Source organism: Chryseobacterium sp. ISL-6, assembly GCF_018613715.1.
Classification (GTDB): Bacteria; Bacteroidota; Bacteroidia; order Flavobacteriales; family Weeksellaceae; genus Chryseobacterium; species Chryseobacterium paludis.
Window position 1 is genome coordinate 669,458 of sequence record NZ_JAGGPT010000001.1, and the last position, 14,809, is coordinate 684,266.

14 protein-coding genes are annotated in these 14,809 nt (G+C 34.3%); 5 read left to right on the forward strand and 9 right to left on the reverse strand.

The window, feature by feature from the left end:
• Positions 1–7 precede the first annotated feature (7 nt).
• Positions 8–1,558 (reverse strand): 2,3-bisphosphoglycerate-independent phosphoglycerate mutase, encoded by a 1,551-nt coding sequence (gpmI, locus tag J7E44_RS03160; protein ID WP_214825537.1) that lies wholly within the window; start codon positions 1,556–1,558, stop codon positions 8–10.
• Positions 1,559–1,872: 314 nt separating this feature from the next.
• Between gpmI and J7E44_RS03165 the strand changes: the two genes are divergently transcribed.
• Entirely contained in the window at positions 1,873–2,196 is a 324-nt protein-coding gene (locus J7E44_RS03165) for a translation initiation factor (protein WP_214825538.1), read from the forward strand.
• Between the two features lies 1 nt (position 2,197).
• Here J7E44_RS03165 and J7E44_RS03170 read toward each other — a convergent pair whose 3' ends face one another.
• From J7E44_RS03170 to J7E44_RS03180, 3 genes are all read right to left on the reverse strand, one after another.
• Positions 2,198–3,097: a leucine-rich repeat domain-containing protein gene (locus J7E44_RS03170; RefSeq protein WP_214825539.1), complete on the reverse strand. Its 900-nt coding sequence runs from the start codon at positions 3,095–3,097 to the stop codon at positions 2,198–2,200.
• A gap of 56 nt (positions 3,098–3,153) precedes the next feature.
• The gene (locus J7E44_RS03175; RefSeq protein WP_214825540.1) at positions 3,154–5,301 is read right to left on the reverse strand and encodes an alkaline phosphatase PhoX; all 2,148 of its coding nucleotides are present in this window, start codon (positions 5,299–5,301) and stop codon (positions 3,154–3,156) included.
• Between the two features lie 273 nt (positions 5,302–5,574).
• Complete coding sequence (locus tag J7E44_RS03180; protein WP_214825541.1) at positions 5,575–7,407, reverse strand: cytochrome-c peroxidase; 1,833 nt, start codon at positions 7,405–7,407, stop codon at positions 5,575–5,577.
• Between the two features lie 228 nt (positions 7,408–7,635).
• Between J7E44_RS03180 and J7E44_RS03185 the strand changes: the two genes are divergently transcribed.
• Both J7E44_RS03185 and J7E44_RS03190 read left to right on the forward strand, forming a co-directional pair.
• Positions 7,636–8,103 (forward strand): hypothetical protein, encoded by a 468-nt coding sequence (locus J7E44_RS03185; RefSeq protein WP_214825542.1) that lies wholly within the window; start codon positions 7,636–7,638, stop codon positions 8,101–8,103.
• A gap of 7 nt (positions 8,104–8,110) precedes the next feature.
• Complete coding sequence (locus tag J7E44_RS03190) at positions 8,111–8,965, forward strand: nucleoside phosphorylase (RefSeq protein WP_214825544.1); 855 nt, start codon at positions 8,111–8,113, stop codon at positions 8,963–8,965.
• A gap of 46 nt (positions 8,966–9,011) precedes the next feature.
• Here J7E44_RS03190 and J7E44_RS03195 read toward each other — a convergent pair whose 3' ends face one another.
• The 3 genes from J7E44_RS03195 to J7E44_RS03205 form a co-directional block, all read right to left on the reverse strand.
• Complete coding sequence (locus J7E44_RS03195) at positions 9,012–9,356, reverse strand: winged helix-turn-helix transcriptional regulator (RefSeq protein ID WP_214825546.1); 345 nt, start codon at positions 9,354–9,356, stop codon at positions 9,012–9,014.
• 146 nt (positions 9,357–9,502) lie between these two features.
• Positions 9,503–10,252 (reverse strand): SDR family NAD(P)-dependent oxidoreductase, encoded by a 750-nt coding sequence (locus J7E44_RS03200; RefSeq protein ID WP_214825548.1) that lies wholly within the window; start codon positions 10,250–10,252, stop codon positions 9,503–9,505.
• A gap of 161 nt (positions 10,253–10,413) precedes the next feature.
• Positions 10,414–10,971 carry a DNA-3-methyladenine glycosylase I gene (locus J7E44_RS03205; protein WP_214825550.1) on the reverse strand — a complete coding sequence of 186 codons (558 nt, stop codon included), beginning with the start codon at positions 10,969–10,971 and terminating at the stop codon, positions 10,414–10,416.
• Positions 10,972–11,110: 139 nt separating this feature from the next.
• Between J7E44_RS03205 and J7E44_RS03210 the strand changes: the two genes are divergently transcribed.
• Together J7E44_RS03210 and J7E44_RS03215 are read left to right on the forward strand one after the other, a co-directional pair.
• The gene (locus J7E44_RS03210; RefSeq protein ID WP_214825552.1) at positions 11,111–11,476 is read left to right on the forward strand and encodes a YtxH domain-containing protein; all 366 of its coding nucleotides are present in this window, start codon (positions 11,111–11,113) and stop codon (positions 11,474–11,476) included.
• A gap of 124 nt (positions 11,477–11,600) precedes the next feature.
• A complete protein-coding gene (locus tag J7E44_RS03215) occupies positions 11,601–12,410 on the forward strand; it encodes an enoyl-ACP reductase FabI (RefSeq protein WP_214825554.1) in 810 nt (269 codons plus the stop codon).
• Positions 12,411–12,497: 87 nt separating this feature from the next.
• Here the strand turns inward: J7E44_RS03215 and J7E44_RS03220 are convergent, their stop codons facing one another.
• The gene (locus J7E44_RS03220) at positions 12,498–13,937 is read right to left on the reverse strand and encodes a glycoside hydrolase family 30 protein (protein ID WP_214825556.1); all 1,440 of its coding nucleotides are present in this window, start codon (positions 13,935–13,937) and stop codon (positions 12,498–12,500) included.
• Positions 13,938–13,976: 39 nt separating this feature from the next.
• Complete coding sequence (locus J7E44_RS03225) at positions 13,977–14,789, reverse strand: glycoside hydrolase family 16 protein (RefSeq protein ID WP_214825558.1); 813 nt, start codon at positions 14,787–14,789, stop codon at positions 13,977–13,979.
• Positions 14,790–14,809: the final 20 nt, after the last annotated feature.

A 14,809-nucleotide genomic window follows, 5' to 3' on the forward strand; every position in this document is an offset into this window, starting at 1 on the left:
TATTTGTCTAGTTCACTAAAATATCTCCAGTCATTATTTTTGGGATATCTATTCCCATTATTTTTAAAATAGTTGGAGCCACATCCCCTAACTTCCCTGACTTCCCTGGTTTCAAATTCCATGTATGGTCTTTATCCATTATAATAAAAGGAACCAAATTCGTAGAATGTTGTGTATTTGGAGTTCCATCAGGATTAACCATCACATCAGAATTTCCATGATCCGCGAGAATAAATACCGCATAACCATGTTCATAAGCTGTTGTAGCTACTTTTTCAATACATTTATCTACAGTTTCTGCCGCTTTTACTGCCGCTTCAAATACTCCGGTATGACCTACCATATCGGTATTGGCAAAATTGAGACAGATAAAATCAGCTGTTTCATTTTCCAATTCAGGAATGATTGCGTTTGTAATATCATATGCTGACATTTCGGGTTTCAAATCATAAGTTGGAACATCCTTCGGACTTGGGCAAAGTAATCTTCTTTCTCCGACGAATTCTTTTTCTCTTCCTCCTGAGAAGAAAAATGTCACATGTGGATATTTTTCTGTTTCGGCAATCCTGATTTGAGTTTTACCATTTTTCTCAATGATTTCGCCCATTGTTTCTTGTAGTACTTCTTCATCAAAAACTACATGAACATTATTAAAGGTTTTATCATAATTGGTCAGTGTAACATAATACAAATTCAATTTACGCATGAAGTAATCGGGTAAATCCTGTTGAGAAAGAACTTCTGTAATTTCTCTTCCTCTGTCAGTACGGAAATTAAAGCAGATCACCACATCATTATCTACAATTTTAGCAACAGGTACTACATTTCCAGTTTCTGTTGTATGTATTAAAATAATTGGTTTTAAAAACTCATCTGTCACATTATTGTCATAAGACTCTTGAATAGCTGCTAATGCATCTGTTGTTTGAAGTCCTACTCCTTCTGTTAATGCATCGTAAGCTAATTTCACACGCTCCCATCTTTTATCTCTGTCCATCGCGTAATACCTTCCAACAACAGTTGCTAATTTTCCAGTCGTTGAATGCATATGGTCTTCCAATTCTTTAATAAAGCCTAATCCTGAATGTGGATCACAATCTCTACCATCAGTAAAAGCGTGAACAAATACATTGTCATTCAATCCGAAATTCTTCGCGGCTGTTAATAAACCTTTTAAATGGTTGATATGTGAATGTACTCCACCATTGGAAACCAATCCTATGAAGTGTACTTTTTTATTTTCTCTTTTGGCATATTCAAAAGCCTCCTGAATAACCTTTTCTTCACCCAGAGTCCCGTTTTCAACGGCCATATTCAGTTTTACAAGATTCTGATATACCACTCTTCCGGCTCCAAGGTTCATATGTCCAACTTCAGAATTTCCCATCTGTCCGGCAGGAAGCCCTACTGCTGTTCCACTTGCCTCAAGGGTTGTATGTGGATATTTATGAAAACAACTATCTATAAATGGTGTATTGGCACTATCTAATGCTGAAACTTCAGGATTCTTTCCCAATCCCCATCCATCAAGTATTGCCAGTATTGCTTTTTTCGACATTTTCTGTAACTTTTATTATACAAATTTACCTATTTTCCAATGAAACTAATAATCTCAAACACTTAAATTTTTATTAAAGAATTTATTTATTTCCTTTTTAAATGAAGAAAATTCTAAAGCAAATACTTTTTTTGTTATTACAGATTACGCCATCTTAATTACATTTCTAAAATCTCATTCTATACTTAGGTTAGCTCTCTTATAACGATGAAAAACCTATACTATCTGCAAGACCTGCCGAGGACTATAGAATAAATTGAACATATTTTCTACCACCACTGTGAGGAATTAATTATTATTTTTAATTTTGCTCTATGGATTTACGAGATCAATTGAAGAACCTTTTTCCTGGGCACGAAGAACAGGATTTTGAAATGCCTGAAGAAAAATTCAAGCAGAAAGAGCCTTTAGTATGTAAGTTTGAGAAAAAAGGAAGAAATGGAAAGCCTGTCACTGTGATTGAAGGCTGGGAAGGAACTGAAGAAGATTTGAAAAAAATCTCTAAAAAGATTAAAACAACTTTAGGAATTGGGGGATCGGAAAAAGATGGAACGATCATCATTCAGGGTGACAACCGTGATAAGATCATGGAAATTCTTAAAGATATGGGTTATAAAACTAAAAGAGTCGGTGGATAATTTAGAAATAAATTTGCGCTTTCGGTAACAGGCTTTTAAGTTTTTCAACTGTTGCTTTATCCATAGGATTTCCTGTCAGTATCAATGTTTTAAGATTTTTCAATTTTGAAATTTCTATGGGAAGATCCTTTAAGTCATTGTTAGCAAGGTTCATACTTACTACACTTTTTAATCCTTTTATTTTAGTTGAAATTTCTTTAATGTTGTTTTGACTAAGATTAAGGAATTCAAGATTTCTTGATTGAAATAATGTTTCAGGCAGTTTTGAAATAGCATTCTGTTGCAGCTCAAGATATTTCAGATCCTTTGGAAACTCAAGGCTTCCCAGGTCATTGATTTGATTGGCAGCAAGGTTCAGATATTTTAAATTTTTAATTTGTTTTAAATGACCTGAAATAAAACTGATTTGATTACCCTGAAGGTTAATTTCTTCAAGGGTTGGAATTTGAGTTAATGTTTCCGGGAAAACATTCAGATTATTGGCATCAAGATGGATTGCCTTCAACTGCTGTAGTTTAGCAATATTCGGATTAACAGATGTTAAACTATTCAGATTTATGGAAAGTGTTTTCAATTTTGTAAGCTCCCCTATCTCATCAGGAATAAATTTAATGCTGTTCTCGTTGGCATTTAAAATTTCAAGATCTTTTAATAAAAATAGTTCCTGATCCATCCTTTCTAAATTATTCCCCATAATATTTAAAAAAAACAAAGAATTTAGTTTCTTAATTTCAGAGGGAACATTAAACATTCCCTTACCTCTAAAGCTCATACTATAAACCGGTTTATCACTTTTCAATGCGTCTTCTACATTGGTATAAGTAGGATATTTTACGGGATCGATCTGTGCCTTAGCAAAGCTGATAGAAAACAAAATAAGAAGTAGAGATAGCTTTTTCATAGAAAGAGAAAAGCTGTCGATAATAAAATTACCGACAGCTATAAAATATTAATAAATTATTTTTTAAGAAGTTTTACGGTTTTCTGGAAACCTACAGCTTCAATATTCAAGATCAACACTCCAGATGCTTCAAGTTGTGATGTAAAATCTAAATCCAATGTAGTATTAGAACCTGTGAATTTCTTTGTGTAAACAATCTTACCATCGATACTGTAAGCTGTTACTGAAATATCCTTCAGACCTTTAGGAGAATTAATTTTCACAATTCCTGAAGTAGGGTTTGGTGCTATAGTAACTGTATTTTCTGCCTTAGCATCAATAGTTTCTAAAGTTCCGTTTTGTCCTAAATTATCTTTAAGCGCTACAACAATCGTTGCAGATTTTCCACGGTAATCAATCACATTTCCTGTTGCATCAACATCTGTAGAGATCGTACCATCCGGATGCTGAATAGAGAAGAATCCAAATTTATGATCTGGCGTAAATGTAAGTCCTGTGGGCTCAGATCCTGTAGGCATGGAAGCGAAAAGTCTTACTTTAGGATTTGCCGCCGTGTGATCTGGTGCCACTACCCAAATATAATTTTTACCCCCGTCTTGCAATACCCAAAGATTTCCCAGTTCATCGAAGGTAAGGTTGTCATTACCATCTCCCCAAACTTCAGATTTCATTCCTTGTGCGGTATTGAAAGAGTATACGGTAGAAAGTCCACCTACAAAAGTTTCTACTGATGAAGCAGTTGTTCCATTATCCTGTAAACGATATACTTTATTTAAACCTTTAGCTGTAAAATAAATTTTCCCATCTAATGGACTGATATCAACATCTTCTACTCCATTAAATGAAGTTCCCCCTAATGAGGATGCCAAATTATTGGTATTATTCTGGTCAGCTTTAAATTTATTAGGAACCTGAATCCATGTTGCAGTAGTTCCTACAGGATCTCCACCACTGCTTAGTCCCTGATCTAACTTCAATACATAAAGGTTACCTGAAGACAGATTATTTGGGGTATCCATTACATATTTATAAACCAAATGTGTTCCACCATCTTCACCATAATAAGCGGTAGTTCCTGCATTATTAACCACTACGTTTTCGTGATTCATAATACCCATTTGCCATAGCTTACCTTTAGAACCATCTGTATTTTGAGAGATCACCTGAGCGGTTGCAGGATCAATTTCTACCAACCATCCATAATCTTTATATCCATCAGCATTTACATCACTTGATGTTACCGATTCTTCAGCAGTTATTACTGTTCCCCAAGGTGTAATACCTCCAGAACAGTTTCTGATCGTTTGTACTAAACTAGGTGTTGAAAAATCTACAGCTCTCGACTTTGTCAACTGCCAAAGTTTCGATGAAGCATTATAGTTGATTTCAGCCATGGTAACTCCACCAGGGTTTGTTTCATGGTTTACAGAAAGATATCCATTAGTAGCACTTCCGTTTTTAGGTACATAAGCTGTAAAGTCATTCTGACCTCCTACTAATCCACCTCCCTGTGTATAGTTATCACCTTCTTTTAAAATAAGCTGATATTTATGTTCTGTTGGGATAATAAGCTTATTCGTTTGCGATGTTGGAACAATAGAAGTAAAACAGCTGATATGAGCAATATTACAGCTAACCGGATTCGTTGGAGTCGTTGTCGTTTTAAGATAGGCATCGATTCTTAAATCTGAGCTTTGCCCTGTTCTGTTATGCAATTCAATAGATATTCTATTGTTCCCATTTACAAATTTTGATTTTGGAATCGAGAAAATATTGTAAACACTTTCCGCAGCACCATCAATAGTGTTAACAGACGGTGTATTAAAAGCAATAGCTCCTGTTGGCATATTATCTCTTACAACTTCTACTCCATTCAGATATACTACAATACCATCATCTCTCATAATACCTAATTCCATTGCATCAGAAAGATCGGCTAAATTTACAGTGAAATCTTTTGCAAAATAAGCAGCTGTAAGACCTGAACTGATCGTTGTAGTTACAGGATCACCATATCCAAGAGGACCATTTCCTGTTGACCAAGAAGTAATATCGAAGTTGGTATCCTTCCATTGAGCAACCTGCGCCTGGTTGTTGTCTTTATACCTCCATGAGGCATTCTTATTGAAAACAAAAGTCTGTGCTTGAAATACAGAACTTGATACTAATGCAAGAGCTGCAATTGTAAGTAGTTTTTTCTTCATAATAGTTTCGATTTATTAGATGTTGCAAAACTATTTTATAATCACGAGCCCTCTATTAATACAGTTTTAAATAAACATCATCCAATGTTACAAAATTAAAAACCCAATATTAAGGGAATTAAGTTATTGTTAAATTATGATGTGGGATTTGTGTGGGTTGACAATTGAAGTTGAAAGTTATTGGAAGCAATATTGATGTTTCCAATCCTGAAAGCCAAATTCCATAACCTCGTGTCTCAACCTCAACCCACATCTCGAAACTCACAACACTTATTACTTCTTTGCTCGGCTAATATCAGTAAGTGTGTTTAGAAATGCAATGATCTGCTTGATTTCCGGTTTGGTGAGGTTGAGTTTATCCGCAGGTAAAGTCTGGTTATTCATTTTCAAGCCTAATCCTTCTCCACCACCTTCATTATAGAAATCCAGAACCTCATCTAAAGTACTGAAAGCTCCATTATGGAAATAAGGCTTGGTAAGGGCAATATTTCTCACCGTTACTGTTTTAAAAGAGTTTTCATAGATCCATGAATTTTCTTTTTTCACGGGACTTTTTATCCTACCCGGATCTGAATCTAATTCCAAAGGCAGTTTATTGATAGGTGCCTTTGTAACTCCTAATACTTCAGATTCATTTTCATTATAGAAAGGAGGAACCAGACCGGAAAAATGAGGTGCAAAATGACATGTTGCACAATTGGCTTTTCCCATAAATAAATTGAAACCTTTTTTAGCATCATCTGAAATTTCTTTTTCATTCCTCATAAAGCGGTCAAAATCACTTTCAAAAGAATACAGAGAAGCGACATAAGAACTTAATGCCTTGGAGAAGTTCTCTTTATTGATCTTACCATCTTTGAATGCCGAACGGAAGGCTTTTTTATATTCAGGTTTTGTTTTTAATTTTTTGATGATACTTTCGTAGCTCGTATTAAATTCCTGTTCATTATAGATAACATGTTCCGCCTGTTGTTCGATATAGAATGCGCGCATATCATAGAAAAATCTTTTTGCAAATACAGCATTGTATAGAGAAGGTGAGTTTCTCAATACTGTCTTTCCTTCTACATTGCTAGGTGATTTTACTTTTAGATCTGTAAAAGCATTTTCAGGTAAATGACATGTTGCACAACTCATCTTTGTGTTATCGCTTACACTTTGATCATAGAAAATATCTTTTCCAAGTTCTCTAAGCTCAGGGCTGTCTTCCGATGATTGTAGTAATGTATAAAAATAAGGATCCAGAAAATCACTGCTAAAGAAGTTTTTATTACCCACATTCCATCCTGAAAACTCTTTGAGATCATCTGATCTTCCGTCCCAAGAACCAAATTCTTCATATAAAGGTTGTACATATTTTTTATAAAATTCTATACGGTCAAATGTTTCAAAATCTTTATGTTCTGATAGATACTCACCAGCTGCAGAAAGGATTGCATTTACTTTTTGAATATTATAATTTTTAAAATAAGGATCATCATTGATGTATTTTTTAATTCCCAAAAGTGCATAACCAGCTTCTTCTGATATATTTAATGAACCTGGGGTATCAAATCCTGTTACTCCTAAACTGTAAATTCTGATTAATTCTATTCGAAGAGGTAAGGTTTTATTGGTTCCTTTACTCAATCCATTTTTAATTGAACTTAAATAAAAGTTCGCATAACTATTATACAAGAAATCGGTAATGGATTTTATCTTTTCCTTTTGTTCACCAGCCTCTTCAGAAAAGATCAATTCATCCAATACCTGTAACCCTTCAGGAGGCAAGGTGTATGCAGAAGTTCCTGCCGCTTCTATATGAAACAGTGGTGCTGCGTTAAGATGGGTTTTGGTGAATTCGGGGTAATGATAAGCAATATAGAATTCTATTTCTTTAAAAGAATTTCTTGTACTTCTTAATGATTTTTGTAGATCTTCAAGAGATATTTTATCATCATCAAACAGATATACGTCTGTTTTTAATTGTTCGAGTTTATTTTTGAAATCAGTTAATCCTTTGTTTATGACAGTATTTTCTTTTTCTACGCCTTTGTCAGTTGGATTAAATGACATTATTGCAAAACCGAATAATAAGATGATAATAAATGATAGAGAATATCTCATGAAATTTTTAGCTGCAAAGCTACAACTCCGATGTTATCCCAGTTTTAAATCTGGATTAAATAATGTTTATATTTTAATTCATAGAATTTTATTAATTTTAAGCCCCGAAACCAAATTCACTATACTGAAAATCCGAATACAGATCCGGTTCTTTTAAAAAAATGATGAAGGAATGATGGGAAGAGGATTTTAAAACTATTTTTCAACAAATCAAAACAAAATATTATTATGAAAACAAAATTATTTCTGACTTTTATAGCAGGTCTTTTTTCATTAAATTCTTTTGCACAAAAATCAACTCAGGAAATGGCTGTTTATGCGGAAAAAAAAGGAAATGACTACTATCTGATTCGTTTGGCAGAAGGTGTAGAGGTACCTAAAGTTTACGTTTACTCAAATGGACTGATAAAGCCTTATAAGAATTATACAGAATTAAAAGAAATCGTAATGGACTTTCCAGGAATGATGACGTCCAATAATTCGACCAAAGAAGAATTGGTTTCTGTCATGAAAAAGGATAATCATTTTTATGAAATCACTTCTCAAAGAAAGGATCCTAAAAATTTCGAAAAAACAACCATTACTGTATATGAGGTTGTAAACAATCAAAAAAGAATTGTAGAAGAATATGGTTCACTTATAGAACTTATGCCTACTCCTTATAAAGATGCTATATTCATCGACATAAAAAAATAAACATATTATGCTAAATAAACTTGCAGCCTCAGAGCTTGTATTAAATGAAGACGGAAGTGTTTACCACTTAAACCTTTTACCTGAAGATATTGCTGATAAAATCATCCTTGTTGGTGATCCTGACAGGGTACCAAAAGTATCTCAATATTTTGATAAAGTAGAAATCAAAAAAAACAAAAGAGAGTTCTATACACATACCGGAACATTACGAGGTGAAAGAGTTACTGTAATGTCTACAGGGATCGGTACAGAGAATATTGATATTGTAATGAATGAGCTTGATGCTTTAGTGAATATCGATCTTAAAAACAAAGAACTTAAAACAGAGCATAAAACACTTGAACTTTTCCGTATGGGAACATGTGGCAGTGTAAACCCTGATGTGCAGGTTGACAATATGTTGGTCACTCAGAATGTTGTAGGTTTAGATGGCCTAATGCATTTTTATCAGGATTATCATTTCGAAAATGAGTTTTCTAAAAGCTTTTTAGAAAGATTCCCTTATGATAAGATTAAGCCAATGCTTTATTTCGCGGAATGGGCTGAAGATATGGCAGATTATTATAAAGATGCCAAATATCACGGAAATACTGCGACCTTTCCAGGGTTCTACGCTCCGCAGGGAAGACAGCTTCGTTTAAAAGCTCTAGATGACAAATTCCTGGAAACATTAAATGATCTTGGGATCACCAATTTTGAAATGGAAACTTCTGCCATTTATGCATTCTCAAAATTATTGGGACATAAAGCGATTACTGTAAATAACGTTATTGCTAACAGAAGACGTGGAGAATTCTCCTCTGATCACCATGCCTCAGAAAAGAACCTTATCGAATGGGTATTGGAAAGAATTATTAAATAACAATTTTAAATAAAAAGAGAAACTGTCTACTATGACGGTTTCTTTTTTATGCTATAATAACTCTTCGATGCTCTTTCCCCCATTCTATCATATCTTTCATTAATTTTGCATAGTCTTTAGCATATTCGGTACATTCATATTCGATTACCTCTCTGGTATCTTCACAAGCTGACCTTTTTACTAATTTATTAATTTCCATTTCTTTTAAATTGAGGGAAAGCATTCGTGTAGAAATACCGGAAATATCGCGTTTAATATCAAGAAACCGTTTTTTGCCATTACCCAATGCAAAAAGGATAGGAAGTTTCCATTTACCACCAATAACATATATGGTATCCTGTAATGCACGCAGGTTTTCCTCAGTATGATCTATAACAACGCATTTTTTCATGGTTCGTAAAAAATTAGGTTTTTAATGATTAGAAAAAATCAATAATAATACCAAAGGAATTCTATGCCAACAAGGCAGTGATAAAGAAATCCACTCCTGTTTTGAAAACAGAGTGGATCATCAATCTGATATTTATATTAAAGGATTTAAGCAGAGAAACCGCCATCAATAACGATACTGCTTCCAGTAATGTAAGCTGCATCGGGACCTGCCAGAAAATTTGCCAAACCAGCTACATCTTCCGGTGTTCCTAACCTTTTTAATGCCATAGCATTCATATAAAATTCCCTGGTAGCATTATCTGCTTTTTTCAACATATCTGTATCAATAACTCCAGGCTCTATTGTATTTATTGTAATATTTCTTAATCCCAGATCCCATGCTAATCCACGACTGTAAGCGCCAACAGCAGCTTTTGTAGCAATATACTCACTCATAGTAGGTCCTCCTATGCGTTTTGCTCCAACTGAACCAATAGTGATAATGCGTCCTCCGTCGGGCATAAATCTTAAAGCTGTACGCACAGCCTCCGTTACTGCCCTTATGTTTACATCAATTTGTCTGTTGTAATCATCTGCCTGTGTATGAGCCTGCTCTACAGGACCGGCAATTGATATGGCAGCATTATTTACTAAAATATCTATTTTACCAAATTTGTCAGCAGCTTCTATGATCGCTTTTTCTGTATTTCCAGAAATCGAAGCATCCGCTTTTATTGCATAGGCAACTCCTCCTGATCTTGCAATCTCAGCAACAAGTGCTTCTGCTTTTTCATCAGAATTTACATAGGTAAATGCTACCTCTGCTCCTTCCTGAATATAACGTCTTACAATGGCTTCTCCCATTCCTCTTGTTCCTCCGGTTACAAAAGCCGTTTTTCCTTTTAATATGGACATAATTTTATTTTTTGTTTTAAATTCTTAACAAAATTATGTTTCAAAACTTTCAAAAAACGAATGCAGTAACATGCGTGTTACTGGTTTTCTAAGGAAATGCATCTGATAATAGATATTTAATGATCATACTATTATATTATAGCATAGAGTAAGACAAATATTCACTGTCTGGTAAAACAGTCCTTGATATGATCATTCATCATACCTGTTGCCTGCATATGTGCATATACTACAGTAGAGCCCATAAATTTAAAACCCCTCTTTTTCAAATCTTTTGACAAAGCATCAGAAATATCGGTAGTAGCAGGAATATCTTTTAAAGTCTCTGGTTTGTTATCGATAGGTTTTCCATCTACAAAGCTCCAGATATATTTTGAAAAAGAGCCAAACTCTTTTTGAACTTCCATAAATCGCTGTGCATTAGTGATGGTCGCTAAAATTTTAAGTTTATTCCTTATGATCCCAGAATCTGCCATAAGTTCCACCACCTTATCATCGGTATATTTTGCAATCTTTTTATAATTAAAATGATCAAATGCTTTCCTAAAATTGTCTCTTTTACTTAAAATGGTATACCAGCTTAGGCCAGCCTGGAAACTTTCCAATATCAGAAATTCAAAAATAGTTTCATCATCATAAACAGGACTCCCCCATTCTTTATCATGATATTTTCTGTACAGATCATCTCTTTCACACCATCCACAGCGTATCTTTTCCATAAATATTCATTTTTATTTAGCTTTAAAGATAAAACTGATTTGGAAAACTATAACAAAAGATTATGAAAAGTTTAACAGCGTATCCCGGCTTTAGGAATGGTTATTGTTTTACTACAAACATCACTAAATAATAAATCTTATGAATAATTCAGATTACAACAAAGCGGAAGACGCTGTAAATAACACAGAAAATTCTTTAAAAAATGCAGCTAACGATGCAAAATGGAAAATCAACGATTTAGCAGATAAAGCTAGGGATTATATTAACGAAAAGAGAAACAACGACCAGGAAGCTAGCCAGGAAGATTGGTTAGACAGGGTAAAAGCTAATATTTCTGATGCTTGGGAAGATATTAAAGATAAAGCGGGTGATGCATGGGAAAAAACGAAAGACATTGCCGAAGATGCAAAAGATAAAGCAACGGATGCTGCAAAAGATGTGAAAGATAAGGCGAATGATGCCGCTGAAGATGTAAAAGCAGAATGGAATAAAAAAACCAATTAGAATTTCAGTTATATAAATATTTTCAAAAAAAACAGGGTCTTTTTATAAAGGCTCTGTTTTTTATTATGTTCTGAACACAAATTATCGTTACATTTGTATGTATATTAATAAACATTAAAAAATTATGTCATACGGTTTACTTAAAGGCAAAAAGGGAATTATTTTTGGGGCCCTTAATGAACAATCGATCGCATGGAAAGTTGCTGAAAGATGCCATGAAGAAGGTGCTGAATTTATCTTATCTAATGCTCCTATTGCTTTGAGAATGGGAGAACTTAATGGTTTAGCTGAAAAAACAGGTTCTGAAGTTGTTGGTGCAGATGCTACTTCTATTGAAGATCTTGAAAAGCTTTTTGATACTGCCATCGCAAAATTTGGAAAAATCGATTTCATCCTTCATTCTATAGGAATGTCCGTAAATGTAAGAAAAGGAAAACATTATACAGAAATGAATTACGATTGGTTAGAAAAAGGCTGGGATATCTCTTCTGTTTCTTTCCATAAAGTAATGCGTGTGGCTTGGGAAAAAGACTGTATGAATGAGTGGGGAAGTATTTTAGCACTTACTTATATTGCTGCTCAAAGAACGTTCCCGGATTATAATGATATGTCTGACAACAAAGCTTATTTGGAAAGTATTGCAAGAACTTTCGGAAATTATTGGGGTGAGAGAAAAGTACGTGTAAACACGGTTTCTCAGTCTCCTACAGTAACTACTGCAGGTAGCGGAGTGAAAGGTTTCGGAGGTTTCCTTGGATATGCTGAAGATATGTCTCCTCTTGGAAATGCTACAGCTCTTGAGTGTGCAGATTATTGTGTGACCCTTTTCTCTGATCTTACGAAAAAAGTAACCATGCAGAACCTTTTCCATGATGGAGGTTTCAGCAGCTCTGGAGTAACTCAGAAGGTAATCAGAAAATATGATGTTGAATAATTTGTTTAACAAACTTTCAATGATAAAAATAAATAGGCTGTCTCTAGAGACAGCCTATTTTAATAAAAAAATATTAATATGAAGTGTTTATAAAATTACAGTCTGTATAGAATGTGCAGGCGCTGAAAGTTTGGCCGCCATTCCTTCAATCCAAAGATGAGTATCTATATCATCATCCGAATTATTCATAATTACAGTCACAAGTTCTCCATTTTCATTCATAAATGAAGTAGAAATTAAACCTGATGTATTTGTAGAGCTTCCAACTCTTTGAGCGTTAGGTTTTATATATTTTGAAACATGCCCAACATAATAGTATTCATAAGTATAATGTACCTCTCCTGTTTTTGTGTCGGCAATGATTGGTGCAAAACATAAATTTCCAACATGATTGGGACCTCCTGTTTCATCCAGAAGTACATTCCAGTCCGTCCATAAAGAAGTTCCACGATTAAAATCGTTGATCATATTTTTACCATACAGCTCCCCTAAACTGACATCATTGATCCTTGACATATTAAATACCTCTTTACATCCTTCTGTAAAAGCCAGGAATTTATCTGGAAATGCCCTATGTGTTTCTCCAACATTATCAAATAACTGTGTTTTGTTGTGCCACGTTTCATACCAGTGATAGGCAATACCAGATGTATATTTTGAAACTTCAGGATCACCTAATGTCGTGGTTGCCCTTTGAAAGATCAAATCTCTATTATGATCCCAGATCATTACTTTTTTATCTTTATATCCATTCTTCCACAAGGTTGGACCAAGATTATTTTTCAAAAATGCACCTTCCTCCTCCGCAGTATAAAGGCAGGACTCCCATTTTTGTTTTGCCATTGCCTCATTCTGAACCGTTAATCCCCAGATCTTCATCCCTCTTTTTTCATATTCCTTAATAAACTTGATATAATAATCTGCCCAGGTCTGATAATATTGATTTTCCAGCCTTCCACCGTTCAGCATATCTTTATTAGATTTCATCCACGCTGGTGGGCTCCATGGCGAAAAATAAAGCTTAAATTGATTTCCTATAGATTTTTGAGCCTCCTGAATCATTGGGATCTTATACTTTTCATCATGGGCAACCGAAAACGACTTTAATGACGCGTCATTATCATCTACATAAGTATAAGAATCACTTGAAAAATCACAGGAATTCATATTGGTTCGAACTATGGTATATCCTAAACCATTCTTCCCATAATAAGCTTCGATAATTTCCTTCTGTTTGTCCTTCGGTAATTTATAAAAAGTTTCTGCTGCAGCATCTGTAATTGCTCCACCAATTCCTATTAATTTCTGATATTTAAAATCCGGATCAACGAAAATACAGGCTTCATTTTCTTTAGGCTGATCAAATTTTTCAAATTTTACCATTCCTTTGTCAACCATTTTCTCATTGGTTTTAGAATTGGTAACAATAACTTTTGCTGATTTTCCGGCATTTTTCTTCCAGTAGTTTTGTGCATGAGCATTACAAGCCATCCCTATAACAAAACAACTTACGATTAGTTTTTTCATTGTATTACTTCCTGTTTTATGGAGGTTTTATTCCCTTCATTATTTATTCTGATAAACCCGTACATAGTCTATATAATATTTTTGTGGAAAAATGGAATCATCTATTCCTTCCTTTCCACCCCAAAATCCGCCAACAGCCAGATTTAAAATGATAAAATAAGGCTGATCAAAAGGCCATGCTTCATAGTTTTTTTCTTTATTCTCATACGTGAAGAACTTTTTATCATCAATGTAAACATCTATTTTCTCTGGTGTCCAATCTGCTTTATATACATGGTACCGATCACTTGCATCACTGATGATTAAAGTATCTGTTTTCTGTGTTCCCTGAATATGGTTATATTTTTTGGTGTGTACGGAAGCATGGATATATCCGGGATTAAACCCAACATGCTCCATAATATCCAGCTCGCCATCATCAGGCCATTTCTTCATATCTTCACTCATCATCCAGATGGCAGGCCATGTTCCACGTCCTTTCGGTAATTTTGCCCTTACCTCAATTGTTCCATACTGAAAAGAAAATTTTCCCTTGGTTAAAAGCCTTGCTGAAGTATATTTATTTTTCTCCCAGTTTTCCTTTCTCGCTTCAATGATTAAATTCCCATTTTCCATCCTTACATTTTCCAGACGTTCTTTAGTATAAAACTGGGCTTCTTTATTTCCATAACCATCTCCGCCAACATCATAATTCCATTTTGAAGAATCTGGCAATCCTTTCCCATTAAATTCATCACTCCAGATTAGATTTCTATTGGAATCAGATTTCTGAGCTGTGCAGTTTGATATAGAAAGAGATAAAATCCCCCCTGTTATTAATAAATAAAAATGTCTTCGGATATTAATTTTCATACAATATGGTGGTTTAGTGA

Bases quoted from the DNA above. Each gene is read 5' to 3' on its own strand.
- gpmI (WP_214825537.1), bottom strand. From the start codon at position 1,558: ATGTCGAAAAAAGCAATACTGGCAATACTTGATGGATGGGGATTGGGA.
- J7E44_RS03165 (WP_214825538.1), top strand. From the start codon at position 1,873: ATGGATTTACGAGATCAATTGAAGAACCTTTTTCCTGGGCACGAAGAA.
- J7E44_RS03170 (WP_214825539.1), bottom strand. From the start codon at position 3,097: ATGAAAAAGCTATCTCTACTTCTTATTTTGTTTTCTATCAGCTTTGCT.
- J7E44_RS03175 (WP_214825540.1), bottom strand. From the start codon at position 5,301: ATGAAGAAAAAACTACTTACAATTGCAGCTCTTGCATTAGTATCAAGT.
- J7E44_RS03180 (WP_214825541.1), bottom strand. From the start codon at position 7,407: ATGAGATATTCTCTATCATTTATTATCATCTTATTATTCGGTTTTGCA.
- J7E44_RS03185 (WP_214825542.1), top strand. From the start codon at position 7,636: ATGAAAACAAAATTATTTCTGACTTTTATAGCAGGTCTTTTTTCATTA.
- J7E44_RS03190 (WP_214825544.1), top strand. From the start codon at position 8,111: ATGCTAAATAAACTTGCAGCCTCAGAGCTTGTATTAAATGAAGACGGA.
- J7E44_RS03195 (WP_214825546.1), bottom strand. From the start codon at position 9,356: ATGAAAAAATGCGTTGTTATAGATCATACTGAGGAAAACCTGCGTGCA.
- J7E44_RS03200 (WP_214825548.1), bottom strand. From the start codon at position 10,252: ATGTCCATATTAAAAGGAAAAACGGCTTTTGTAACCGGAGGAACAAGA.
- J7E44_RS03205 (WP_214825550.1), bottom strand. From the start codon at position 10,971: ATGGAAAAGATACGCTGTGGATGGTGTGAAAGAGATGATCTGTACAGA.
- J7E44_RS03210 (WP_214825552.1), top strand. From the start codon at position 11,111: ATGAATAATTCAGATTACAACAAAGCGGAAGACGCTGTAAATAACACA.
- J7E44_RS03215 (WP_214825554.1), top strand. From the start codon at position 11,601: ATGTCATACGGTTTACTTAAAGGCAAAAAGGGAATTATTTTTGGGGCC.
- J7E44_RS03220 (WP_214825556.1), bottom strand. From the start codon at position 13,937: ATGAAAAAACTAATCGTAAGTTGTTTTGTTATAGGGATGGCTTGTAAT.
- J7E44_RS03225 (WP_214825558.1), bottom strand. From the start codon at position 14,789: ATGAAAATTAATATCCGAAGACATTTTTATTTATTAATAACAGGGGGG.